Origin of the sequence: Devosia epidermidihirudinis, assembly GCF_000971295.1 — a bacterium.
In the GTDB taxonomy this organism is placed as follows: domain Bacteria; phylum Pseudomonadota; class Alphaproteobacteria; order Rhizobiales; family Devosiaceae; genus Devosia; species Devosia epidermidihirudinis.
In genome coordinates this window covers 23046-47037 of sequence record NZ_LANJ01000001.1, presented here as the reverse complement: position 1 = coordinate 47037, position 23992 = coordinate 23046, and the positions used below count along the sequence as shown (strand labels likewise).

The window sequence follows — 23992 nt, the reverse complement described above, 5'->3', positions numbered from 1 at the left end:
CCGAATCTCCACGCCGGATAGTCGCGCCCCCTCCCGAACAGGGAGGGGGCGCTTTGCTATGCGTACGATTTTCCGTGCAGTCGTCCAATATCATGATTATAAAGGTCATATATGTTGCCCTGCTGCAACGCTTCCAGCCCAAGCTGCGCATAAAGATGAGAATCAGACTCCACTTTGATGCGAAAGTGGGGCATGGGTCTCCAGCGTCACTACGGACGTTTGGGGCACTTATATGAAACTACACACTATTTTCCTGGCCACCGCACTTGTGGCTACCCCGTCTTACGCAGCCGATCTCGGCGTGCTGACCTCGCTCGATGTCTGCGACACCCTTGGTCTGAGCGGGCTGACCATTTCCTCGGACACCAACTGCCTGCAGATCAGCGGCAACGTGTACTACGAGTTCTACTTCGGTAAGTTCAAAGGCTCCCGCGACCTCATCGGCAGCAAGAAGCTCGCTTACGGCGACGGCTTTGTGGACATCGATGAGCCGCTGGCGAACAACGACTGGGATTCCTACGTCGAGTCCTTCCTGACCGCGACGGGCGTTTCGTCCACCGATTTCGGCCCCGCCAAGGCCGTTATCGAACTCAAAGGCTTCAACGAAGCTTACTACGAAAACGGCGTGCTCGATGATTCCGGCAAGGGCTTCAAGATCAACTATGCCTACGTGTCGGTTGGCGACACTACGGTGGTCTCGGCCGGTCTGCAGGACTCGATCGCCAACCTCGATGACGACTCTGCGTTCGGTTGGCTTTCGCCCTGGATTGCTGACGACATTGGTGGCGTTGCATTCGACAATGACGCATTCGGCGAGTTCAGCGACAAGAACCACTCCATCCAGATCCTCTCCGATCTCGGAAACGGCTTCAAAGTCGGTGCTGGTCTTGAAGCTCTCGACGAGCGTGGCAACCTGGTCGGCGTCGTGAGTTATTCGAGCGATGCGCTCTCCGGTCACGTGACCCTGGCTGCGATCGATATCCTCGACGGCAAGGTTGAGAAGTTCGGCGTTCACACCGGCCTGACCGCAACCTTCGACATCTTCAAGGCACGCGCTGCATTCGCTGCCAACAATGAAGGTTGGTGGAATGGTCTGCTGAGCGGCGAAGCAACCTTCGATCTGTTCTCGCTGGCCGCCGCAGTCGATGCAACGTCCGAGCGTGAGTGGGGCGCTGTGGTTTCCGGTTCGGCGAACCTGAACGACGCCACCAAGCTTCAGCTGGCCCTGCGCTACCTCGACACTGACACCTCCGTCTCCAACGACGAAGGCATCGAGCTGCGCGGCCGCGTTGAATACAAGGCCACCGAGGCGATCAAGCTTGCCGCTGAAGTTGGCAATGTCTGGGTCGGTGCAGGCGCCGTCAATGGCGAGCAGTCCATCTTCGACGCTCTGATCGAAACCACCTGGACCCCAGGCGGCGGTTTTGAAGCGACGGCTGGCCTCGCTGCCAACACCCTTGGTGCCTACAAGGCCTCCTTCACGGCCTCCAAGTCTTTCGACTAATACCCCATGCATGAACCGAAGGGTGCCGCACGCGGCGCCCTTCATTGCCATTTGGAGACCCAAAATGTCCCGGCACATATTTGATCGCGATGCAGCATTCACGGCCGTTCGGGCCGCTTTGCTGGCATCTTATTCCGGCGCCCTGGCGTCATCGCGCATGTCGCCCATCGAGGCGCTCGAGTGTATCGCTGCGGCGATGGGGTCGATTTACCGCGAGGTCGCGGACGCCCATCTCGATCCGCACGGCTGCCAATGTGGCTGGGCGCCGCATGAATTGACCGATATCATTGCCTTGCAGCAGGCAATTGCGGCAAATGCAGCGTGTGAAGAGAGTGACGAGTTGTATGACCTGCTCTCAGTGCTGCCTGTTGGCCATGGCTGACGCTCCCACCTCTATTCGAGTTTGTGACTTTCTATGCTGAAGCGGTTCTTCTCTTACTACGCCCCCTACAAGGGTCTGTTCTTCCTCGACTTCGGGTGTGCGGTCCTTGCGGGTCTGCTTGAACTCGTTTTCCCGCTGGCGGTCGCATACTTCATCGACACCCTGCTGCCGCGCTCCGAGTTCGGGTTTATCCTGATTGCCGGTGCGGCGCTGCTGGGCATCTATGCGGTCAACGCTGTGCTGCATGCCGTGGTCAACTATTTCGGCCACGTCCTGGGCGTCTCCATCGAGACCGATATGCGCCGTCAGGTGTTCGACCACCTGCAAAAGCTCAGCTTCCGCTTCTTTGACAATCATAAGACCGGTCACCTGATCACCCACGTGACCAAGGACCTGGAAGACGTGGGCGAAGTGGCCCATCACGGTCCCGAAGATATCTTCCTCGCCGTGATGACGTTCTTCGGCGCGTTTTTCCTGATGTTCGTCACCAACTGGAAATTGGCGCTGATCACCACCATCGTGGTGCCGATCGTCACCTGGCTGGTCAGCAAATACGGTTCGCAGTTGACGCTGAACTGGCAGGAGCTGTTTGGCCGCGTCGGTGAGTTCAACACCCGCGTTGAAGACTCCATCGGCGGCATTCGCGTCGTGAAGGCCTTCGCCAACGAAGGGCACGAAGCCAAGCTCTTTGCCGGCAACAACAATGCCTACAAGACCACCAAGGTGCGCGCCTACGCCATCATGACGGCAAGCATCACCATCACCTATCTCAGCACACGCCTCGTGCAGCTGATGGTTCTGCTGGCTGGTTCGTGGCTGGTTGTGCAGGGCGAGATGACCTATGGCGGCTTTGTCAGCTTCCTCTTGCTGGTCGAAGTCTTCCTGCGCCCGATCGACAAGATCACCGGTGTGCTGGAAAGCTATCCAAAGGGCATTGCCGGTTTCCGCCGCTTCACCAACCTGATCGACACCGATCCTGACATTGCCGACCGCAAGGACGCCAAGGTCGTGTCCAGCTTCAAGGGTGACATCGTCTTCAAGGACGCTGCCTTCTCTTATGAAACCGGACGCAAGGTGCTGGAGAACCTCAATCTGGTTGTCCATGCCGGCGAAACTGTCGCCATCGTTGGACCATCCGGGGCGGGCAAGACGACGCTGTGCTCGCTGCTGCCACGGTTCTACGAACTCGATAGCGGTTCGATCTCGATTGATGGCATCGACATTCGCGATGTGACGCAGTCTTCGCTGCGCAGCCAGATCGGCATTGTGCAGCAGGACGTGTTCCTGTTCGGCGGCACCATTCGCGAGAACATCGCCTATGGTCAGCTGGGCGCCAGCGACGAAGCCATCATGGAAGCGGCACGCCGCGCCCGTTTTGACACCGTTATCGCGCGTCTGCCCGAAGGTCTGGACACCATGGTCGGCGAGCGTGGCGTGAAACTGTCGGGTGGCCAGAAGCAGCGCGTGGCGATTGCCCGCATCTTCCTCAAGAACCCGCCGATCCTGATCCTCGATGAGGCGACCTCGGCACTGGATACCGCTACGGAAGTGGCCATCCAGCGTTCGCTGGCCGAACTGTCGGAAGGCCGTACCACGCTGGTCATTGCCCACCGCCTGGCGACGATCCAGCATGCTGATCGAATCGTCGTTATCGATGAGACCGGTATTGTGGAAGAGGGAACCCACGACGCCCTGCTAGCCAAAGACGCGGCTTACGCCCGTCTGCACAAAGCCCAGTTTGGCTACCTGGCCAATCACTAGTCCGTCAACGCGTAGCGGCGGCGCGGGGAAGGTCCTAAAAGGCCTTTCTCTTCGCGCTGCCGCGAATCTCTGTGCAATGCCCCGGTTTCTGTGTGCCTTAGCGCTTAATGTGGCGAGACTGCGCCATACACAGACTGCATGACACCTATGCGACAACTTTTGTGGCTATCCCGCGTTTCGATTTTGCCGAAAGACCAAGGCTCAATCTTAGTTCGGGTAGTGTTTGTTGCAGCGTCCATCCCACAGCCAGCCTAATCGTCGCACTGTGCTTTTCGCGGGCGCAGCCCTTGTCCTTCTCTCCGCAACATCGCTAAGCACCCGCGCCTGGGCCCAGCAGGACTTGCCGGTCGAGTTTACCTTCGATTTCGACAGCTTCAGCCAGCGCATGAAGGCTATGGCCGCGACGCCTTACAGCCCGCTTACGGCGAGCATGCCCGAGAGCTTCAAAGGGCTGGATTATGACAGCTATCGGCTGATCCAGTTCAAACCCGAGATGAGCAAGTGGCTGGCCGATGACAATGGCTACCGCATTCAGGGCTTTCACCTCGGCTGGCTCTATGCTGAGCCGGTGAAGGTCTACGAGATTGTCGAGGGTAATGCCCATTCGATCGGCTTCTCCGCCGATGATTTCGAATATCACGACGACGCCATTAGTGCTGCCGCTCATGCGCAGGACTTCCCGGGCGTTGCCGGTTTCCGCATCAACCATCCGCTCAATCGCACCGGTGCCTATGACGAGCTCATCTCGTTTCTGGGCGCGAGCTATTACCGCGCGTTGGGGCGCGACAATATCTACGGGCTGAGCGCGCGCGGCGTGGTGATCAATTCCTGGATCGATCTGCCGGAAGAATTTCCGCGCTTCTCTGAATTCTTCATCGAGAAGCCGACCGGGCAGGGCCCGCTGACGGTTTACGCTGCACTCGACAGCCAGAGCGTGACCGGCGCCTATCGCTTCGTCATCAACCCAGCCAGCGAGACTGTGCAGGAAACGGTCATCGACGTGACCGCGCGGCTCTACTTCCGCAGCGACGTCAAGGAACTGGGTGTAGCCCCGCTGACCTCGATGTTCCTTTATGGCGATGCCAATCGTGGCGGCTTTGACGACTATCGCCCTCAGGTGCACGACAGCAATGGTCTGTTGGTTGAACGCGCCAGCGGCGAAGTGCTGTGGCGCGCGCTGAACAATACGCCAACGCTCGGCAACTCGTATCTCTGGGAGAACAACCCCAAGGCGTTTGGGCTGTACCAGCGTGGCCGCGATTTCGAGAACTATCAGGACGCCGGTGCGCACTATGAGCGCCGTCCATCGGTGCGTGTCGAGCCGCAGGGCGAATGGGGGCAGGGCACTATCCGCCTCATTGAAATTCCGGCGCGTCTGGAAGCGGACGACAATATGGTCGCCTTCTGGGTTCCGTCCGAGCCAGCGGTGGCCGGGCAGGAGCGCGAATACAACTACCGCCAGATCTGGGGCAATCTTGACCCCGTGGCCGATGGCCCGACCGCTTATGTAGCCGAGACCCGCGCCGGTGTTGGTGGCGTATCGGGCGTGGCAAGCGCAGCCAACCTGCGCAAATTCGTTGTCGACTTCAAAGGCGGCCAGATCGATGCCCTGCCGAAGGGCACACAGATCGACGTGCTGAGCACGGTCAGTGGCGGCGTGCTGCGCAATTTCACGCTGTCTCGAGTTGATGCCAATGGCGCTTGGCGCCTGGTGCTCGATGTCGAGATCGATGGCACGACGCCCCTCGAACTCAAGGCCTATCTCGTCGCCATGGGTCGCGCGGTGACTGAGACCTGGCTCTATCAGTGGAGGCCGATGGTATGAAGTACGACCGCCAATTCGCCCACGCCAACGTTTTGCCCGACGCCCCCCTCGCCATGCCAAAGCAGCAGCTAGAGCCCTCGCGCCGCTCGCTGTTCGGCGCGCTCAGGGACGTGTTCCTGGTGTTTTCAAGCCGCTAAATAGACTGGCCTTTATATTCAATGACCCGGTCGATACTGACCCGCACCACCGCGCTGCTCGCCGCTCTGTGCCTGAGCGGAGCAGGCGGCTATCTGTTTTTGCGTTTTACCGGTGAAGGTGGACTGACGGCGCTCGATGTGGCGCGGGCCGTCTTAATGACCTTCAGTGCCTTCTGGCTGGTGTGGGGCGGTGCAGCGGCCGTCCTCGGCGTGTTCGTGCCGTCGCGTCGGGCGGTTCTCTCCAACGACACGCCGCAGGGCATGACGGCCATCCTCGTGCCGATCTACAATGAAAACCCGGTCGAGACTTTCGCCCGTATTGCCGCGATGAACCGCAGCCTGATCGAGCTTGGCGTCGCCGAGCGCTTTCACATCGCCGTGCTCTCTGACACCCAGCAGCCCGAGAACGCGCGCGCCGAAATGGTCTGGTTTCAGCAATTGCTGGCTGAGCCGATGAGCGATGGCCGCATTTTCTATCGCCGCCGCGAACGCAATATCGGGCGCAAGGCCGGCAATATCGAAGACTTCATCGAGCGTTCGGGGGCGGCCTATGATTATGCGCTGATCCTGGATGCGGACAGCCTGATGGAAGGCGCGACGATTGCCGAGCTGGCGCGGCGCATGGATGGTGATGCCTCGCTTGGTCTGTTGCAGACCCTGCCGCAGATCATCCATGCGCAGACCCTGTTTGGGCGCTCCATGCAGTTTTCCGCCGGCTATCTGTCGCCCGCCTTTGCGCGCGGCGCGGCCGTGATGCAGGGCAATGAAGGGCCGTATTGGGGCCACAACGCCATTGTGCGCGTCAAAGCTTTCGCCGCAAGTTGTGGGCTGCCCGAGCTGTCGGGCAAGCCACCGTTTGGCGGGCATATCCTCAGCCATGACTATGTTGAGGCCGCACTGCTGTCGCGGGCGGGATGGAAGGTACAGGTTGATCCGAACCTTGGCGGGTCCTTTGAAGAGGGCCCGGAAAATCTCATTGAATATGCCAAGCGCGATCGCCGCTGGTGTCAGGGCAATCTGCAACATCGCCGACTGATCGGTGCGCCAGGGCTGAAATTCTGGAGTCGGTTCACCTTCGTTCAGGGCATCATGGCCTATCTGGCGTCGCCGCTGTGGCTGGCCCTGTTGGCGACCAGCATCGCGGCCGCCATTTTCCCCAATCCTCAGCCGATGTTTGCGGGGTTCGATCCCACGCCGATCAGCATGTGGGTTCTGGGCGCTGCGGTCGCGGCTGTGCTGGTGATCCCGAAGTTCATGATCTTTCTGCGTGGCGCGGTCGATGGCCGTAATCGCCGATTTGGCGGCAATGTGCGCGTACTTGGCTCCATCGTGGGCGAGATCGTTTTCTCGACCATTCTGGCCCCGGTGATGTTGCTGCTGCAAAGCCGCGCCGTGGCACAGGTGCTGCTCGGCATTGATGGCGGCTGGCCCGCCACAAAACGCGGTCAAAACTGGCTGAGCCTGCGGGATTCTTTCTCTGCGAGCTGGTGGATCGTGCTGCTGGGCGTGGCGACGCTGGGCAGCACCATTCTGTTCGCGCCAACCATCGCCATTTGGGTCGCTCCGGCGATGTTGCCGGCCATCATTGCGCCGCTGCTGATTGCCTTTAGTTCACACCCACCCAGAAAGCCCAAAGTGCCCAGCCTGTTTCGCACCGATCTCGAGATTGTGCCGTCGCCCGTGATCGTCCAGCAGCGCGTCATTCTGGCCGCCTGGCTGGAGCAGGGCGAGCCAGCCGGGACGACACTTGCGGAGGGGATTGGCCATGTCCATGCCTGACGCTCAAACCCATCGTGCTGCTGGCTTGCTCGGATCAAACTGGATCCGCTCGATCTGGACACCGGCGGCGGAAACAGTGACCCAGCCCGTAGGCCGGGATGCGCGGCTCGACATGTTCCGGGGCATCGCTCTGGTGATGATCTTCATCAACCACGTGCCCGGCACCATCTACGAGACGTTTACCAGCCGCAATTTCGGCTTCTCTGACGCGGCGGAAGCCTTTGTTTTCATGTCGGGCCTTGCAGCAGGGCTAGCCTATTCCAACCGTTTCCGGACCGGCAATCTGTGGGCCGCAATCGCCAAGGTATGGGCGCGCGCACGCCAGCTCTATTTCGTGCACATCGCCATCACCATGCTGTCGCTGGCCATCTTTGCGGCGGCGGCGAAGTGGTTCGATATTCCGCGCATGCTGACCGTCAATAATGCCGCGCCGCTGTTCAAGGAACCGCTGAGTGCCCTGGTTGGCATCCCCTTGCTGACCCATCAGCTTGGCTATCTCAATATCCTGCCGCTCTACATGATGCTGTTGCTCGTCGCACCTCTGGTGCTGATCATCGGATTGCGCAAGCCTTGGCTGATGCTTGCACTGTCGATTGTCATCTGGGCGCTTGCTGGACAGTTCCGCATCAACCTGCCCAACTATCCCAATTCAGGCGGCTGGTTCTTCAATCCGTTTTCCTGGCAGATCCTTTTTGTGATCGGACTGTTGTCGGGCGCGGCCATGAAAGTCGGCAAGCGCTTCATTCCTTACCATCCGGTGCTGTTTGCTCTCGCGCTTGGATTTTTGCTGTTGGTGCTGGCGTGGGTCAAAGTGCCGGTGATCGGCCGGGCGGGGCTCGATAGCATGCGCTTCCTCGCCGATGCCGGCCTGCCGTTCTACGTGACCTGGTTCGACAAGACCTTCCTCGCGCTGCCGCGTTTGCTGCATGCGCTGGCACTGTTCTACGTGCTGGGCCATTTGCCGATTATGCGTAGGGTGGCGAGTTCGGCCATTGCTGCACCCCTGCGCCTGCTGGGGCGTCAGGGCTTGCCGGTGTTTGCGGTGGGCACGGTGATCAGCATGGTCCTGCAGACCGTCAAATCGCCCCGCCAACCCGATCCGCTGTTCGACGGGATGATCCTGGGCGGGGGCCTCCTCGCGCTCTGGCTACTGGCCTGGGCCCTGACCAAAACGCAGGACGTCTCGCGCGCCGCCAAGCCCTAGAGGCGGTCGCGGAAGCGCCGCTGGTAATCGGGATCGTAAAGCGAGCTTTCGCGGAAATCCTCGGCACCTAAGCCCCGCCCGACAAACACAATGGCGGTGCGCTCGACGGGATCGGCTGCGAAGCGGGCTTCGATATCGGCCAGCGTGCCTTTGACGATCTTCTGGTTGGGCCAGGACGCGTGTGCGACGATGGCCACCGGGCAATCAGCGCCATAGTGCGGCATCAGTTCGGCGACGATGCGATCCAGTGCGTGGATGGCAAGGTGGATCGCCAGCGTCGCGCCGGTCGCGCCAAAGGCTGCGAGATTCTCGCGCTCCGGCATTGGCGAAGCGCGGCCTGACACGCGTGTCAGGACGAGGCTTTGGGCTTCGGCAGGAATGGTCAACTCGCGACCAAGCGCTGCGGCCGCTGCCGCAAAAGCGGGTACCCCCGGCGTTAAGGTGTAGGCGATGCCCAAGCGGTCGAGGCGGCGCATCTGTTCTGCGATGGCGCTCCAGACCGACAGGTCGCCCGAGTGCAGGCGGGCGACGTCCTCGCCAGCCGCTGCGGCCTTGGCATATTCGGCCTCGATCTCGTTAAGCGAAAGCGGGGCGGTGTCGACGAGGCGTGTATTGGGTCCGCACCACGCCAACATCTCGGGCGGCACGATGGAGCCGGCATAAAGGCACACCGGGCAGGCGGCGAGCAGGTCACGACCGCGCACGGTGATGAGGTCGGCAGCGCCGGGACCGGCACCGATGAAATGTACCTTCATGACCGCGTCCAAACCCATTGTGTGATCGGCATGGCAGGCCGCCAGCCAGTCATTGATCCGATGGCGCCAGCGCGCGATACCTCGATGCGGGTGAGGTTGCCGCCTATTTCTGCGTGACGGGCGAGGAGAATGGCTTCCATCTCCAGCGTCACCGCATTGGCCACAAGGCGCCCACCGGGGCGGAGGGCCGCAAGCGCATTGTCGATCACGCCGGGATCGGAACCACCGCCGCCGACGAAAATGGCATGAGGTGGCTCTAGACCTGTAAGCGCATCGGGGGCAGTTCCCGTTATCACCTTGAGGTCGGGTACGCCGAAGGCGTTGGCATTGCGGCCAATGCGGGCGGCTCGTTCTGGGTCGGCTTCGATGGCGATGGCGCGCAGGTTGGTATCCGCCAGCATCCATTCAATGGCGATCGAGCCGGACCCGGCGCCAATATCCCACAGGGTCTCGCCACGGCGGGGCGCGAGTGCGGACAATGTGAGCGCGCGGACGTCGCGCTTGGTGATCTGACCGTCATGTTCGAACAAGGAGTCGTCGAGCCCCGGCGTCAGTGGCAGGACGCGCGCGCCAGGCAGGGCGACGACGCTGATGGCGCACACGTTGAGCGGGTCGATGTCTTTGATGTCAAAAGCCATAGCGACGTGGCTGCGCATCTTTTCGCTGGGACCGCCAAGCGCCTCAAGCACCGTGACGATGGAAATGCCAAAGCCTGCCTCGGTGAGCAGGGCGGCGATGGCCGCTGGGCCTTTTTCGTCTGATGTCAGCGCCAGAATGCGCGTACCGGTGTGCAGATGCGGGCGGAGCAGATCGAGCGGACGACCATGCAGCGAGAGCGTGAGCACATCCTGCAGCGGCCAGCCGACGCGGGCAGCGGCAAGGCTGAAAGAAGAGGGGTGGGGATAAACCACCATCTGGGACGCATCGATATGCCGGGCGAGCGTTGCGCCGACGCCGAAGTTGAACGGATCGCCGGAGGCGAGCACGCAGACCTTGCGGCCGCGCTCGGCAATCACGGCCTCGATGGACGCCGAGAAGGGCGAGAGCCATAGGCGCTGCTCGCCGGTTATGGCTGCAGCAGCAAGCTCGAGATGCCGCGCGCCGCCGAAGACAATCTCGGCGTTGGCAATCGCATCCGTGGCGGCTTGGCCAATTCCGGCGAGCCCATCCTCACCAATGCCAACAATGCTGAGCCAGCTCATTTTGCGCCACCTGTCGAGCGGGGCGAATAGACCAGTGGTGCCATGCCCTCGCGCTCGATGATGCGGGTTTCGGGCGAGCCGATAATGACGCAGGTCGCCATGTCGGCAGTCGCCGCATCGGCATCGGCCAACGACACGACGGTGATGGCCTCGTCGGGGCGTCCGGCGGCGCGGCCAAAGATGACCGGCGTGCCCCAAGGCAGCACTTCGCGCAGAATGGCGAAGGCCGTGCCCAACTGCCAGGGACGGGCCTTGCTGATGGGATTGTAGAGCGCAATCACCAGCCCAGCCGACGCGACGGCGCGTAGACGCTGCTCGATCACTGTCCATGGCTTGAGATTGTCCGAAAGCGAGATGGCGCAGAAGTCGTGCCCCAGCGGCGCACCGGCACGGGCAGCGACGGCCAGCATGGCGGTGACGCCAGGCACGATTTCGACATCGAGCGCACGCCATGCCGGCGGGCCAGCCTCGATGGCTTCGCAGACGGCCGCGGCCATGGCAAAGACGCCGGGATCGCCACCTGAGACGACGCAGACCTTTTCGCCCGAAGCGGCGGTGTGCAACGCATCTTTGGCGCGGGCCAGTTCCTCGCGATTGTCGGAGGCAACGCGGCGCTGATCATCGCGCAGCGTCAGCCGGTCCAGATAGGGACCATAGCCGAAGAACACCGACGAGGCTTCTATGGCCGCGATGGCTTGCGGCGTTGTTTGATCGGGATTGCCGGGGCCCGTGCCAACGATGATCAACTTGCCGCTCATGGACGGTTGCTCCATCCGGGCACAAGGATGAGCGCGAAATAGGGCGCGACGTCATCGGGCTTGTCAGCGAGGCGCATCGAGAGGCCATTGGCCATCGTGCCACGCTCGACATAGACCGCATCGTCGAGCCGTCCGGCGGCCTCAATGGCGCGGCGGATCTTGGGCAGATTGCGCCCCACCTTCATAATTACGGCACCATCGGTGTTGTCGAGGCGGCTGCGCAGATCGACTTCGTCGAGTGTGCCGGGCAGGACCGATAGGATATCGTCGCCTTGAACCAGCGGCAGGCCAGCGGTCGACCAGCAGCCCGACATTGCGGTGATCCCCGGAATGACCTCGGTGGGGTAGCGATGGGCAAGGCGAACATGCAGATGCATGTAGCTCCCGTAAAACAACGGATCGCCTTCGCTCAGCACAGCGACATTGCGGCCGGCGTCGAGATGGGCAGCAACGCGCTCTGCGGCTTCTGCGTAAAATCCCGATGTGGCGGACTTGTAGTCCTCGTGGCGGCGGTCGATCTCGGTCGTGACCGGATACCCGAGTTGTTCCTCGATCTGCCCGGTGATCAGCTCTGCCACGATGGCGCGGGCATTGCTCGCATTGCCCTGCTTGGCGAAATAGGCGACCACGTCAGCAGTGCTGATGGCCTTTGCCGCCTTGAGGGTGAGCAGCTCTGGATCGCCCGGACCGGTGCCGACACCGAACAGTTTGCCGGTCATATGCCAGGCCTCGCCAATGCATTGAGCGCTGCGGCCGTCATGGCCGAACCGCCCAGGCGACCGCGCACGATGGCATAGGGCACGCCATAGGAATTCTCGGCCAGGGCCGCCTTTGACTCCGCCGCGCCGACGAAACCCACGGGCATGCCAACGATGGCCGCCGGCTTGGGGGCGCCATCGCGCAGGAGTTCAAGAAGGAAGAATAGCGCGGTGGGCGCATTGCCGATCGCCACGACCGAACCAGCCAGCCGTGGGAGCCAGAGGCGGAGCGCGGCAGCAGAGCGCGTGTTGCCAATCTCGGCGGCGAGTGCAGGCGTTTGCGGATCGCGCAACGTGCAGATTACGTCGTTATTGGCGGGGAGGCGGGCGGCAGTCACGCCGCGCGCCACCATTTCGGCGTCGCAGAAAATAGGGGCGCCAGCAGCGAGCGCAGCGCGCGCCGACGCGACGAAGCCGGGACCAAACTCAAAGTGATCTGCTGCCTCGACAGAACCGGCGGCGTGGATCATGCGGATCGCCAATTCGGCTTCAACCGGCGCAAAAGCGCTGAGATCGGCTTCGGCCCTGATGATGGCGAAGGACTGCGCGTAAATCGCGTCACCGTCCTTGATGTAGTCATATGTGGTCATCGTCATCCTAGCGGGGCCGTCAGCGCGGCTTCGAGTTGATCCGCACCCAGCAGCGCCTGTGGCGTATCGCCTGCCAGCCCGTCGATGACAAGGCCATAGCCATCGACCTGACCCACCAGCGTCACATTGGCCCGGCGCGGATGGGCACAGCCCTTGGCACAGCCCGAAACATGCAAAGTCTGGCCGGGCGGCAGCACAGGCGCCAGGCGCGCGGCAATGATCCGGGCGGGAATGTAGCCAGATGCGCAGCCTTGGTTGCCGATACAGGCGCTGATGCGACAGCGGGGATCGGCAGCGTCGGTGATGAAGCCCAATGCGGCCGCGTCGCTGGCAAAGTCTGCCGGAGCGCCGATGGCCAGCAGGGCGTGGTGGGGCGCAAGGCGGAATTCAGTGATGCCATGTGACATTGCAACGTCCGCCAACGCGGCGAGCGTAGCCTGATCGCTGCTGCCAAAGGGCAGAGCGATGCCGATTGCATTGCCCCGGCGCAGGGCAAAGGCGCCAATCGGTGAGATGTTCTTGGTCCGGCGCGGCAAGACAGCCCTGCCCGGAAGATCGGTGGCGCGCGCCCCAAGGCCGATATCGGCAATTTCGCGCAGCGCGCGCAAGGTCACCATCAGCGCCTCATTGCGCAGGATGACATCGCTGCGCGTGCCCACAGCGCAGGCCCACTGGTCCGAGCCAATGGCGGTCAGGCGAATGTCGGCCTTGAGCTGGGAGCGATTCAACCGGCCATTGCCATCGACCACAACCGTCACCTTTGGACCCAAACGGGCTGCCAGCAAAACCGAGGCAGCGCGGATGGAGGCGGCGAGGGGGCGCGGGTCGGCAATTTCCGTAGGGTCGTCGCCGGCCAATGGCGGTGTTTCGACGACGAGGCCGCGCTCGATTGCGATGAGAGCCTCGACGGCGCGGGCGAACGGCGCTGCTGACGCTGGCGTCAGGCCGCGCACCTGAAGATTGCCACGCGCGGTGATTTCCACCAGCCCATTGCCATGTTCTGCGGCGAGGGCGGCGATGGCGGAGAGCTGGGCCGGGCTCATCCGCCCGCCAGCGATGCGCAGCCGCGAGAGCAGTCCATCGCCGGTCTGCATCGGCGCGTCGAGCGACGGACAGGCGCCGCGGCGGTAGGCGGCGATGGGAAGAACGATGGACATGGAACAGCTTTAGCGGATTGGCGCGATGGGGGAAACTGCGTCTCTAGTCGCGATGACGCAGCAGATAGGTGTCCATGATCCAGCCATGTTGCTGGCGGGCGAGGCGGCGGGCCTCAACGATCCGCTCGGCCACGTCGCCCACGCGCCCGGAAATGGTCATTTCATGCTCAGTTCCGAGATAAGCGCCCCAGAATATATTGAGGTCGGGATCGACACCGGTAAACGCGGTCTGGCCGTCGAGCATGACAATGGTGTCGCTCGGCAGGTCGCCTTCGGAGAGGCGGCGGCCGGTGGTGATATGAACGGGTTCGCCAATGCGATTGAGGGCGATGCCGTGGGCGGCGGTCAGTGCCTGAATGCTGGTGATGCCGGGAATGATCTCGACCGCGAAATCATGCTGGGAACGGAGCCGGTCGACGATGCGGATTGTGCTGTCGTAAAGGCCGGGATCGCCCCAGACGAGGAAGGCGCAGTGGCCGTCTTTGGGGACTTCTTCCAACAGCGTTGCAAAGCGCGTTGCCAGCGCTGCGTGCCAATCATCGACGCCATTGCCGTAATCCGGATTGGCGGCATCGCGTTTGGGCACTGCGTAATCGACGGTGCGGCTGTTGGGATTGGTCACATAGCGCGCGATGATCTCGCGACGCAGATCGGCCAGATCGGCTTTGCTCTCGCCCTTGTCGGGGATAAACAGCACATCGGCGCGGTTGAGCGCGTTGATGGCCTGCACCGTCAGATGCTCAGAGTTTCCGGTGCCAATGCCGACGATTAGAATGGTCTTCATGCCCGTTCCTTGCCTCAACGCTGAGACGCTGACAAGCGGCGCGCTTTGATCCAGTGCTCGACGCCTTCAAGGGCCTCGGGCTGAAGGGTGCAGGTGCGGACGCGGCCAAGCTTCTCCGAGCGGACGAGGCCGCTTGCCTCCAGCGCTGCCAAATGCTGCACCACGGCGGGCAAGGACATGTCTAAGGGCTTTGCCAGCTCGCTCACAGAGGCGGGGGCGAGGCTCAAACGCTCGATCATGGCGCGCCGGGTTGGGTCGGCGAGCACCTGAAATAATTGATCGATGGTCGGTTGGTTAAGCATGGGGTTAAGTAACAAATTCGCGCCCGTGGGGTCAATCGCTTGACCTTCCCATTGGGGAAAGCCGCAAAGCTGTCGCTCAAACACGAGGAGCGTCATTTATGAAATCTGCTATCATCGCACTGGCCGTCACCCTGGCCCTTGCCGCGCCGTCTATGGCTCAAGACCATTCCGGGCACGGTGCCGCAACTGCCCCATCGGAAGCCGCCGCAGCTTACGAGGCTGCGAACGCCGCGATGCATGCCGACATGGCAGTGGAGCTGACCGGGGATGCTGATGTGGATTTCATCCGCAGCATGATCCCGCACCATCAGGGCGCGGTCGAAATGGCCAAGATCGTGCTGAAATATGGCACGGACCCAGAGGTCAAGGCGCTGGCTGAAGCGGTGATCGCGGCGCAGGACGCCGAGATCGAGTGGATGGAAAAGTGGTTGGCCTCTAAAGGCTATTAGTCCCGCGAAGCGCGCGCCACCGAATTGCGCACGATCAGCTCGGCCCTGAGCAGGACTTCGTTCTGCTTGGGCTTTTCGCCTGCCAGCAGGGCTAGCAGCAAGTCCATCGCCTCTTCGCCGATCTTGAGGCGCGGCTGTTTCATCGTTGTCAGTGAGGGCGTAACGAAGCTGGCGAACGAAATATCGTCGAATCCCATCACCGAAAATTCGCGCGGCAGGTCATAGCGGCGCGCGTTGAGCGAGATGATCACGCCCAGCGCGGTGGCGTCGTTGACACAAAAGAATGCTGTCGGCAGCACGTCGCGCACGAACATATGCTCGGTGGCGGCGCGGCCGCTTTCAGTTGTGCCATCACCATCAAGAATCAGACGAGGGTCGACGGTAATGCCGTGGCCTTCAAGCGCTGCGCGATAGCCTTTCTCGCGCAATATGTTGACGGCCTTGCTGGTCGAATGACCGATAAAGGCGATGCGACGATGGCCCTGCGAAATCAGGTGTTCGGTCGCGACGCGCGAGCCTTCGAAGTTGTCGACACCAACAAACGGCACATCACTGTTCGATACGGGTTCATTGACCGCCACCATTGGGGGCAGGCGGGCCTCGGCACCTTCTTGGCCAAAGCCATAAGGCAGGTGGCCGGTAAAGAGGATCAGCCCATCGGCCTGGTTTGAACTGATGAAGCGGAGATAGTCTGTCTCGCGCGTAGCGTCGTTCTGCGTATTGCCGATCAGCACGCCGTAGCCGCGTTTGCTGGCTTCGGTTTCGAGCCCGACAAGGATGTTGGAAAAGTTCGGATCGCCCACGTCAGGCGCCAGAATCAGAATCATGTTGGAGCGCCGCATGCGCAGCGAACGGGCCATGGCGTTGGTTGTGTAACCAGTGCGCGCAATAGCTTCGGTCACGCGGCGACGGGTTTCGTCGGCAACCTTGGTCGGTTCGTTGATGGCTCGACTGACCGTGGCGATGGACACGCCGGCTATCGCCGCAACGTCCTCGATAGTGGCCAATTTGTGGTGCTGCAATTGGTGCCCCGCACGCCCAATGGCGTCCGCTCTCGCTGCCTTTAACAGATGGCGCGGGCAGCGCCACACATTCTCGATAGGCTTATACGCTTTTCCATTTGTGTAAACCTTTACATCATTCATGAAAACCTTTACATCATCAAACATGGACGAGGAGATCGGGTCAACCCGGCGCGTCCGTGGAGGGGTTTCGAACATGTCCAGCGCCGAAGGCACGTCTGCGTCCGCCATTCTGTCTGCGAGCAGGATCAGCAAGTCGTTCGGCGAAATCCCGGTCTTGTTCAGCATTGATTTTGATATCAAGCCCGGCGAAGTGCACGCCATCATTGGCGAAAACGGCGCGGGCAAATCGACCCTCATCAAGATTTTGTCCGGCTTCGAACAGCCGACCTCTGGCAGCATCAGCTATGATGGCAAGGTCGTCACGCTTCCGCCCAATGGCGGGGCAGAGGCCATGGGCATCGTGCTGATCCACCAGGAACTCAACCTGGCTGAGCACCTGACGGTCGCCGACTCCATCTTCCTTGGTCGCGAGCTCAAGAAGTTCGGTTTTCTCGACGTCGCCGAGATGCGCCGCCGGGCCGCCGAGGTGATGCAGACCCTGCACGTCAATGTCGATCCGGATGCGCGCATCAACACGCTGTCCGTGGCCGACAAGCAGATGGTGGAAATCGCCAAGGCCATCAGCCGCGACGCGCGTGTGCTCGTCATGGATGAGCCAACGGCAGTGCTGTCTGTAGGCGAAACCCAGACCTTGTTCGAACAAATCCGCCGCCTGACGGCACGCGGCGTGGCGGTGATTTTCATCTCCCACAAGCTCGACGAAATCATGGAACTGGCCCGCCGCGTCACCGTGCTGCGTGATGGCCAGCTGATCGCAACGGTAGGCACGGAAGCGCTGACCCCAGACTCGATCGCCCAGATGATGGTGGGCCGCGAGCTTTCCAATCTTTATCCGCCCAAGCACGAGCCAGATGTCGACGCGCCTTTGGTGCTGTCGGTACACAATCTGGTCGCCAAGGGCGTCAAGGATGTGTCGTTCGATCTGCGCAAGGGCGAGATACTCGGCTTTGCCGGCCTGATCGGCTCAGGCCGCACGGCGGTCGCCGAAGCCATTGTTGGTCTGTCGCATCGTGACTCGGGCGCGATTGAAGTTGAGGGGCAGCCCGCCAACTTCACCCAGGTTGCTCAGTCGGTCGATGCAGGCCTGGCCTATATGACCAAGGACCGTAAGGGTAAGGGGCTGCTGCTCAATATGGGCCTGCGCCCAAATCTGACGCTGCTGACGCTCAAGAAACACCTCAAGGGTGGCTTCCTTGATCCGAGCAGCGAGGAGAAGGCGCTGGAACGTGCCGTGCGCCGCTTCGATATCCGGGCGCGTGATGCAACGGTGGCCGTTGGCCGTCTGTCGGGCGGCAATCAGCAGAAGCTGATGCTGGGCAAGACCATGGAGACCGAGCCGGACATCATCATCATGGATGAGCCGACGCGCGGCATCGATGTGGGCACCAAGCAGCAAATTTATCACATCATTGCGGCGCTGGCCGCAGAGGGAAAATCGATCATCGTCATCTCCTCGGAGATGCAGGAAGTGATCGGGCTAAGCCACCGCGTGGTGGTGATGCGCGAGGGGCGGTTGGCCGGCGTTCTGGAAGGCGCTGAGATCACCGAGGGAGAAATCATGCGGTACGCCGCTGGCATTAAACAGAGTGGACATAATGACCGCATCAGCGCCTGAGACCGCAGGGAAACCCGCGCGTGGCTTTCGCATCGACCTGAAAACTGCAGGCCCTTTGCTGGCGCTGGCGCTTCTGGTTCTGCTGGGCATTACGCTCAACGAGAATTTCTTTACCTACAATAACCTGACCAACGTTCTGGCGCGTTCGTCGTTCATCGGCATCATCGCCATTGGCGCGACATTCGTCATCACGGCCGGTGGACTGGACCTGTCCGTCGGCTCGATGGCCGCCGTGATTGCCGGCGTTATGATCATGGTCATGAACTGGCTGATCCCTTCGCTGGGCATTGGCTGGAGCGTGGTTCTTGCTGGCATGCTCGCGGGTATCCTGCTGGGCGGCGTGGCGGGCGTTTTTAACGGCATGATGATTACGCGTGGGCGCATCGAAGCGTTCATCGTGACGCTCGGCACCATGGGCATCTTCCGCTCGCTGGTGACGTTCCTCGCCAATGGTGGAACGCTGTCGCTGAATTTCCAAGTCGCCGACGTCTATCGTCCGGTCTACTACGATGGCCTGCTGGGCGTTCCCTATCCGATCATCGTCTTCGCCGTTGTCGCGATTGCTGGTGAAATTGTCATGCGCCGCACCACGTTTGGTCGCCATTGTGCCGCCATCGGCTCCAATGAGCAGGTTGCCCGCTATTCCTCGATCAACGTCGATAACGTCCGCCTGCTGACCTACATCCTGCAGGGCGTGCTGGTTGGTGTTGCCGTGCTGCTTTATGTGCCGCGTCTTGGCTCGGCATCGAGCACGACGGGCGTGCTGTGGGAACTGGAAGCCATCGCTGGCGTGATCATCGGTGGCACGATGCTCAAGGGCGGCCACGGCCGGGTTTGGGGCACCGTTGTGGGCGTCGTGATCCTCGGTCTCATCGGCAACATTCTCAATCTTCAGAGCCTGATCAGCCCGTATCTCAACGGGGCATTCCAGGGCGTCATCATCATCCTTGCCGTGCTGCTGCAACGGGGTCGTCGCAACGGCTAGGTATCCACGAGTTTACATCGCCCAAAACGGGCACTTAGGGAGGACTACAATGAAGCTGACTAAATCTATCCTGGCCGCGGCAGTGATCGCGGGCAGCCTGGGTGGCGCCGCTGTGGCGCAGGACAAGGTCACCATCGGTGTGTCGGTTCCGGCTGCTACCCATGGTTGGACTGGTGGCGTGAACTACTTCGCCCAGCAGGCTATCGATCGCCTCAGCACCACCTATCCAAATGTCGACTTCGTATTCGCTTCGGCACCAGATTCGCCAAAGCAGATCGCTGACATCGAAGACATGGTTGCGACCCGCAACATCGACGCACTGGTCATTCTGCCAGGCGATCCAGACGCGATGACTTCGGCTATCAAGCAGGTCAAAGACGGCGGCAAGTTCGTCACCGTGGTTGATCGTCAGCTCTCGATCAACGGCGTCGAAAACCTTTACGTCGCTGGTGACAACCCAGGTCTGGGCGCCAACGCTGCCGCTTACTTCAAGGAAGTTCTGCCAGAAGGCGGCAACATCGTCATCCTGCGCGGCCTGCCGATCCCGATCGACCAGCAGCGTTTTGACGGCTTCATGGGCGGCATCGAAGGCACCAAGCTCAACGTGCTCGCTCACGAATTCGCCAACTGGAACCGCGATGACGGCTTCAAGGTGATGCAGGACTTCCTGACCCGCTTCCCAGACATCAAGGGCGTGTGGACCCAGGACGACGACATCTCCCTCGGCGCCATCGAAGCCATCCGTCAGGCTGGTCGTGAGAATGACATGTTCGTGGTTGGTGGCGCTGGCATGCAGCAGATCCTGCAGCGCGTTGCTGCCGGCGACAAGCTGACCCCAGTGGATGTGAGCTACAGCCCAGCCATGATCGCAACCGCGATCGAGCTGACCACTGCTCACCTCGTCAGCAATGTTCAGGTTTCTGGTCGCTACATCCTCGACTCGACCCTGATCACCAAGGACAACGCTGCTCGTTTCCTCGACGCAGACAGCCCATTCTGATCGGCTGATCAACGAGTTCGAAGGGGCGCCCTCCGGGCGCCCCTTTTTTGTTTCCAGCTTCGTATCGCGCCGCCTTTCGGCTGACGTGTTTTGCTGTCAGGCTTCCGTCTGGAGCTCTTCCGGGGCCGGGCTGGTTCGGTCACGGACGAAACAAGGGAGACTGTCATGACATATTTTGCTGGTTTCGTAGCGGCGGTTCCGACCGCCAACAAGCAGGCCTACAAGGATTTCGGCAGCGCCTCGGTGGAGATGTTCAAGTCCTTCGGTGCGACCAGGCTGGTAGATGCCTGGGAGGATGACGTCATGGGCGGCGAGGTGACCGACTTCCGTCGCGCCGTGCAGGCCAAGCCGGACGAAGTCATCGTCTTTTCCTGGCAGGAATTCCCCAGCAGAGCGGTTGCTGATGCGGCCAGCGCCAGGATGATGGACGATCCGCGTATGGCGGAGATGGGTAGCACGATGCCGTTCGACGGTGCGCGTATGATCTATGGCGGCTTCGAGGCGCTATACGATCATGGTGCTGGTGGAAAGACGGGATATTTCGACGGCTCCCTGCTGCCGGTCAAGACCGCCCGAAAGGACGATTATCTCGCCCAATTGAAGCGGCAGGCCGTCATTTTCGAGGAATTGGGCGCGCTGCGGTTCGTCGATGCGTGGGGTGATAATGTGCCCGATGGCACGTTGACCGATTTCAAGAAGGCGGTGAACGCGACGGCCGATGAAACGGTGGTATTCTCGTTTCTGGAGTGGCCATCTAAGGCCGCACGCGATGCGGCCTGGGAAAAGGTGATGAACGACCCGCGCATGATGGAGGATAACTCGCCGGGCGATGAGCATCGTCGGGTGTTTGGTGGGTTTACGCCGTTGCTGGATGTGTGAGGGGAAGGGGGAGAGTACCCCAACCTAGCCTCCCCCTGAAAAGGGGGAGGAATCCGGGCAGAGTATTTGGCGGGATCGAAGGCAATCACAAAGCTAGCTCCTCCCCCTTTCAGGGGGAGGTTGGGAGGGGGTATCCTTACGCCGCTTCTGGCGTGTAGCCGGCTTCCTTGATGGCTTCTTCACCCACCGAACGGTCGCCCGTGAAGCTAACCTTGTGGCTTGCCAGGTCGACCGAGATTTCGGCGCCAGGCAAGGCTTCTTCGAGCGCCTTTCGCACGGTGCCGACGCAGTGGCCGCAGGTCATGTCATTGACGGTGAAGGTGGTCTTGTCGCTCATTTTTAGTGTCCTTTCGGTGTGGGTTCGCCAGCCAGATCATCAAGGATCGGGCAGTCGGGTCGGTTGTCGCCGCCGCAGCAATGGGCGAGGTGCTTGAGGGTTTTGACCATGCCCTGCAGCTCGGCGATTTTGGTTTCGAGGGCCGTGATATGTCCGGTTGCGATATCCTTGACCTCGGCGCTGGCGCGGGACTTGTCCTGCCAGAGCCCGAGGAGGGTGGAGGTTTCCTCCACCGAGAAGCCCAGGGTCCGGGCGCGTTTGACGAAGCGCAGCACATGCACCTCGTCATCCCCGTAAACGCGGTAGTTGCTGTCGGTGCGCAGGGGCGGGCGGATCAGGCCGATGGATTCGTAGTAGCGGATCATCTTGGCCGAAACGCCCGAGACGTTGGAGGCTTCACCAATGTTCACAGCTGCACTCCTTTGACTGCGCGCAGACGCTGCGCATTGCCGACGACGAAGACGCTCGACAGGGCCATCGCGCCCGCCCCGATCATGGGCGAGAGCAGGATGCCGAAGGCAGGATAGAGCACGCCAGCGGCCACCGGGATCAGCAGGACGTTGTAGCCAAACGCCCAGAACAGGTTTTCCCAGATGTTCTTCATCGTGGCGCGGCTGATGGTGAAGGCGTTGAGCACGCCCTTGAGATCACCACCCAGCAACACGACGTCGGCGCTTTCGATGGCCGCATCGGTGCCGGTGCCCACCGCGATGCCAACATCGGCTTCAGCCAGGGCAGGAGCGTCGTTGATGCCGTCGCCGACATAGGCGACCTTGCCGAGGGCACGGAGCGACTTAAGCGCGGCCACCTTGTCGGCCGGCAGCACCTCGGCGCGGACTTCATCGATCCCCAGTTCACGGGCAATCGCTGCGGCGGTACGCTTGTTGTCCCCTGAGATCATTGCTGTCTTCAGCCCCATCGCGTGCAGCGCGGCGATGACGGCCTTGCTGGTCGGCTTGATGGTATCGGCAACCACGATGGCGGCGGCGAGCTTGTCGTCGATGGCGGCAAAGACCGGGGTCTTGCCCTCATCGGCGAGCTTGTCGATGGCGGCGTTGAAATCAGAGAAATCGAGGTGCGACAGATGACGCTGTGAGCCGATCGACACCAGCCGTCCATCCACCCGAGCCCGCACGCCATTGCCGGCGACTGACTCAAAGTCCGTCACGGTGCCAAGCTTCAGTCCGCCCTTTTCGGCAGCAGCAACAATGGCTTCGGCTATCGGGTGCTCCGACTTGGCCTCGACGGCGGCCACGAGGGCCAGCACGTCATCGTGCTCGAAATCATCATCGAGGATGAGATCGGTCAGCGAAGGCTTGCCCGATGTCAGGGTGCCGGTCTTGTCGAAGGCCACAACCTTGGCGTCGCGCAACTGCTGCAGTGCTTCGCTCTTGCGGAACAGCACGCCCAACTCCGCAGCCCGGCCGGTGCCGACCATGATCGAGGTTGGCGTGGCAAGGCCCATGGCACATGGGCAGGCGATGATCAGCACGGCAACGGCATTGACCAGACCGAAGACATAGGCGGGCGTTGGGCCCCAGATGGTCCAGATGGCAAAGGTCAGGATGGCCAGCGCAATCACGGCAGGGACGAACCATAGGGTGATCTTGTCGACGACCTGCTGGATCGGCAGTTTGCCGCCCTGGGCCTCTTCGACCATGCGGATGATCTGCGCCAGCATGGTGTCGCCGCCCACCTTGGTGGCGCGAAAGTTGAAGCTGCCCGAGGTGTTGAGGGTGCCGCCGATGACGGTAGCGCCAACGGTCTTGGAGACGGGGAGGGGCTCGCCCGAGATCATGGACTCGTTGACGTGGCTGGAGCCTTCGACAACTTCACCATCGACCGCGATCTTTTCGCCGGGGCGGACGACGATGATGTCGCCCTCACGAACCTCGGTGATGGCCACTTCCACAATAGCGCCATTGCGCTGCACACGGGCAGTCTTGGCCTGTTCGCGCACGAGACGCTGAATGGCTTCGCCAGTGCGGCCCTTGGCAAGGGCTTCGAGCCAACGGCCAACCAGGATCAGCGTGACGATGACCGCCGCCGCTTCATAATAGACGTATTGCGTCTGGGCGGGCAGAACCTGCGGGGCGAAGGTGACGACGACTGAATAGAGATAGGCCGCGCCCGCGCCGAGGGCGACCAGCGAGTTCATCTCTGGCGCGCCGCGCAGCAGGGCCGGAATGCCGATCTTGAAGAAGCGCCAGCCGGGCACGAACAGCACGATGCTGGTGAGGATGAAATAGGCGATATAGAGCGTCTGCTGCGGCACGATGCTGATCAGCCACATATGCATGGGCATATAAAGGTGGCTGCCCATTTCGAGCACGAAGAGGGGAAGCGTGAGGATGCCCGCGATTAGTACGTCGCGGCGCAGGATCGCTGCGTCCTCATCGTGGTGATGGTGCGAATGATCGTGCGCGTCGTGGCTTTCGGGCGTCTTGCTGCCCTTGTAACCGGCTTTTTCGATGGCGCCGAGCACGGCAGCCATCTCGCTGTGATCATGTAAATGCACGGTCGCGCGTTCCGTCGCCAGATTGACCGACGCCGCTGTGACCGATGGCACCTTGAGCAGAGCCCGCTCGACCCGCGACACGCAGGAGGCGCAGGTCATGCCTTCAATATCGATGGAAACTGGCTTGGTGTGGACGTGTTCGTTCATGGTTTTTTACCTCGTCCAA

The 23992-nt window shown here is 61.5% G+C and carries 24 protein-coding genes; 12 read left to right on the top strand and 12 right to left on the bottom strand.

Annotated features, from left to right (window positions below):
* Positions 1–232 precede the first annotated feature (232 nt).
* From WH87_RS00210 to WH87_RS00185, 7 genes are all read left to right on the top strand, one after another.
* Complete coding sequence (locus tag WH87_RS00210; RefSeq protein WP_046137810.1) at positions 233–1504, top strand: porin; 1272 nt, start codon at positions 233–235, stop codon at positions 1502–1504.
* Positions 1505–1568: 64 nt separating this feature from the next.
* Positions 1569–1886 carry a hypothetical protein gene (locus WH87_RS00205; RefSeq protein ID WP_046137811.1) on the top strand — a complete coding sequence of 106 codons (318 nt, stop codon included), beginning with the start codon at positions 1569–1571 and terminating at the stop codon, positions 1884–1886.
* Positions 1887–1919: 33 nt separating this feature from the next.
* Complete coding sequence (locus tag WH87_RS00200) at positions 1920–3647, top strand: ABC transporter ATP-binding protein (protein ID WP_046137812.1); 1728 nt, start codon at positions 1920–1922, stop codon at positions 3645–3647.
* 226 nt (positions 3648–3873) lie between these two features.
* Positions 3874–5472 carry a glucan biosynthesis protein gene (locus WH87_RS00195; RefSeq protein ID WP_046137868.1) on the top strand — a complete coding sequence of 533 codons (1599 nt, stop codon included), beginning with the start codon at positions 3874–3876 and terminating at the stop codon, positions 5470–5472.
* A complete protein-coding gene (locus WH87_RS19455; protein ID WP_156167845.1) occupies positions 5469–5609 on the top strand; it encodes a hypothetical protein in 141 nt (46 codons plus the stop codon). Before WH87_RS00195 ends, WH87_RS19455 begins: the two co-directional genes overlap by 4 nt.
* Positions 5610–5630: 21 nt before the next feature.
* On the top strand, positions 5631–7388 hold the full coding sequence (mdoH, locus tag WH87_RS00190) for a glucans biosynthesis glucosyltransferase MdoH (protein WP_046137813.1): 1758 nt from the start codon (positions 5631–5633) through the stop codon (positions 7386–7388).
* Complete coding sequence (locus WH87_RS00185) at positions 7375–8592, top strand: OpgC family protein (RefSeq protein ID WP_197410692.1); 1218 nt, start codon at positions 7375–7377, stop codon at positions 8590–8592. The genes mdoH and WH87_RS00185 overlap by 14 nt, the downstream gene beginning before the upstream one ends.
* On the opposite strand, the gene cobM is transcribed toward WH87_RS00185, so the two are convergent.
* From cobM to WH87_RS00145, 8 genes are read right to left on the bottom strand one after another with little or no spacing between them, the layout of a single operon-like run.
* Positions 8589–9347, bottom strand: coding sequence for a precorrin-4 C(11)-methyltransferase (gene cobM, locus WH87_RS00180; protein ID WP_046137870.1), 759 nt, complete (start codon positions 9345–9347; stop codon positions 8589–8591). The genes WH87_RS00185 and cobM overlap by 4 nt on opposite strands.
* Positions 9344–10549 (bottom strand): bifunctional cobalt-precorrin-7 (C(5))-methyltransferase/cobalt-precorrin-6B (C(15))-methyltransferase, encoded by a 1206-nt coding sequence (locus tag WH87_RS00175; RefSeq protein WP_046137814.1) that lies wholly within the window; start codon positions 10547–10549, stop codon positions 9344–9346. The genes cobM and WH87_RS00175 overlap by 4 nt, the downstream gene beginning before the upstream one ends.
* Positions 10546–11307, bottom strand: coding sequence for a precorrin-3B C(17)-methyltransferase (locus WH87_RS00170; RefSeq protein WP_046137815.1), 762 nt, complete (start codon positions 11305–11307; stop codon positions 10546–10548). The genes WH87_RS00175 and WH87_RS00170 overlap by 4 nt, the downstream gene beginning before the upstream one ends.
* On the bottom strand, positions 11304–12026 hold the full coding sequence (locus tag WH87_RS00165) for a precorrin-2 C(20)-methyltransferase (protein ID WP_046137816.1): 723 nt from the start codon (positions 12024–12026) through the stop codon (positions 11304–11306). The genes WH87_RS00170 and WH87_RS00165 overlap by 4 nt, the downstream gene beginning before the upstream one ends.
* The gene (locus WH87_RS00160) at positions 12023–12655 is read right to left on the bottom strand and encodes a precorrin-8X methylmutase (RefSeq protein ID WP_046137871.1); all 633 of its coding nucleotides are present in this window, start codon (positions 12653–12655) and stop codon (positions 12023–12025) included. Before WH87_RS00160 ends, WH87_RS00165 begins: the two co-directional genes overlap by 4 nt.
* Positions 12656–12657: 2 nt before the next feature.
* Entirely contained in the window at positions 12658–13812 is a 1155-nt protein-coding gene (locus tag WH87_RS00155; RefSeq protein WP_052726234.1) for a hypothetical protein, read from the bottom strand.
* A gap of 43 nt (positions 13813–13855) precedes the next feature.
* Entirely contained in the window at positions 13856–14596 is a 741-nt protein-coding gene (gene cobF / locus WH87_RS00150) for a precorrin-6A synthase (deacetylating) (RefSeq protein WP_046137817.1), read from the bottom strand.
* 14 nt (positions 14597–14610) lie between these two features.
* The gene (locus tag WH87_RS00145; RefSeq protein WP_342667158.1) at positions 14611–14994 is read right to left on the bottom strand and encodes an ArsR/SmtB family transcription factor; all 384 of its coding nucleotides are present in this window, start codon (positions 14992–14994) and stop codon (positions 14611–14613) included.
* Between the two features lie 2 nt (positions 14995–14996).
* Here WH87_RS00145 and copM point away from each other — a divergent pair, with 2 nt between their 5' ends.
* Positions 14997–15347, top strand: coding sequence for a CopM family metallochaperone (gene copM, locus WH87_RS00140; RefSeq protein ID WP_046137818.1), 351 nt, complete (start codon positions 14997–14999; stop codon positions 15345–15347).
* Here the strand turns inward: copM and WH87_RS00135 are convergent.
* A complete protein-coding gene (locus tag WH87_RS00135) occupies positions 15344–16369 on the bottom strand; it encodes a LacI family DNA-binding transcriptional regulator (RefSeq protein WP_046137819.1) in 1026 nt (341 codons plus the stop codon). The genes copM and WH87_RS00135 overlap by 4 nt on opposite strands.
* A 196-nt stretch (positions 16370–16565) precedes the next feature.
* Between WH87_RS00135 and WH87_RS00130 the strand changes: the two genes are divergently transcribed.
* The 4 genes from WH87_RS00130 (at position 16566) to WH87_RS00115 (ending at position 20971) form a co-directional block, all read left to right on the top strand.
* Complete coding sequence (locus tag WH87_RS00130; RefSeq protein WP_046137820.1) at positions 16566–18107, top strand: sugar ABC transporter ATP-binding protein; 1542 nt, start codon at positions 16566–16568, stop codon at positions 18105–18107.
* Positions 18088–19092 carry an ABC transporter permease gene (locus WH87_RS00125; RefSeq protein ID WP_046137821.1) on the top strand — a complete coding sequence of 335 codons (1005 nt, stop codon included), beginning with the start codon at positions 18088–18090 and terminating at the stop codon, positions 19090–19092. The genes WH87_RS00130 and WH87_RS00125 overlap by 20 nt, the downstream gene beginning before the upstream one ends.
* 49 nt (positions 19093–19141) lie before the next feature.
* The gene (locus WH87_RS00120; RefSeq protein ID WP_046137822.1) at positions 19142–20092 is read left to right on the top strand and encodes a substrate-binding domain-containing protein; all 951 of its coding nucleotides are present in this window, start codon (positions 19142–19144) and stop codon (positions 20090–20092) included.
* Positions 20093–20257: 165 nt separating this feature from the next.
* Positions 20258–20971 (top strand): DUF1428 domain-containing protein, encoded by a 714-nt coding sequence (locus WH87_RS00115; protein ID WP_046137823.1) that lies wholly within the window; start codon positions 20258–20260, stop codon positions 20969–20971.
* Between the two features lie 136 nt (positions 20972–21107).
* Here the strand turns inward: WH87_RS00115 and WH87_RS00110 are convergent, their stop codons facing one another.
* The 3 genes from WH87_RS00110 to WH87_RS00100 are packed head-to-tail and all read right to left on the bottom strand — an operon-like array spanning position 21108 to position 23973.
* Positions 21108–21308, bottom strand: coding sequence for a heavy-metal-associated domain-containing protein (locus tag WH87_RS00110; protein WP_046137824.1), 201 nt, complete (start codon positions 21306–21308; stop codon positions 21108–21110).
* 2 nt (positions 21309–21310) lie between these two features.
* Positions 21311–21718, bottom strand: coding sequence for a Cu(I)-responsive transcriptional regulator (cueR, locus tag WH87_RS00105; RefSeq protein WP_046137825.1), 408 nt, complete (start codon positions 21716–21718; stop codon positions 21311–21313).
* Entirely contained in the window at positions 21715–23973 is a 2259-nt protein-coding gene (locus tag WH87_RS00100; protein ID WP_052726235.1) for a heavy metal translocating P-type ATPase, read from the bottom strand. The genes cueR and WH87_RS00100 overlap by 4 nt, the downstream gene beginning before the upstream one ends.
* Positions 23974–23992: the final 19 nt, after the last annotated feature.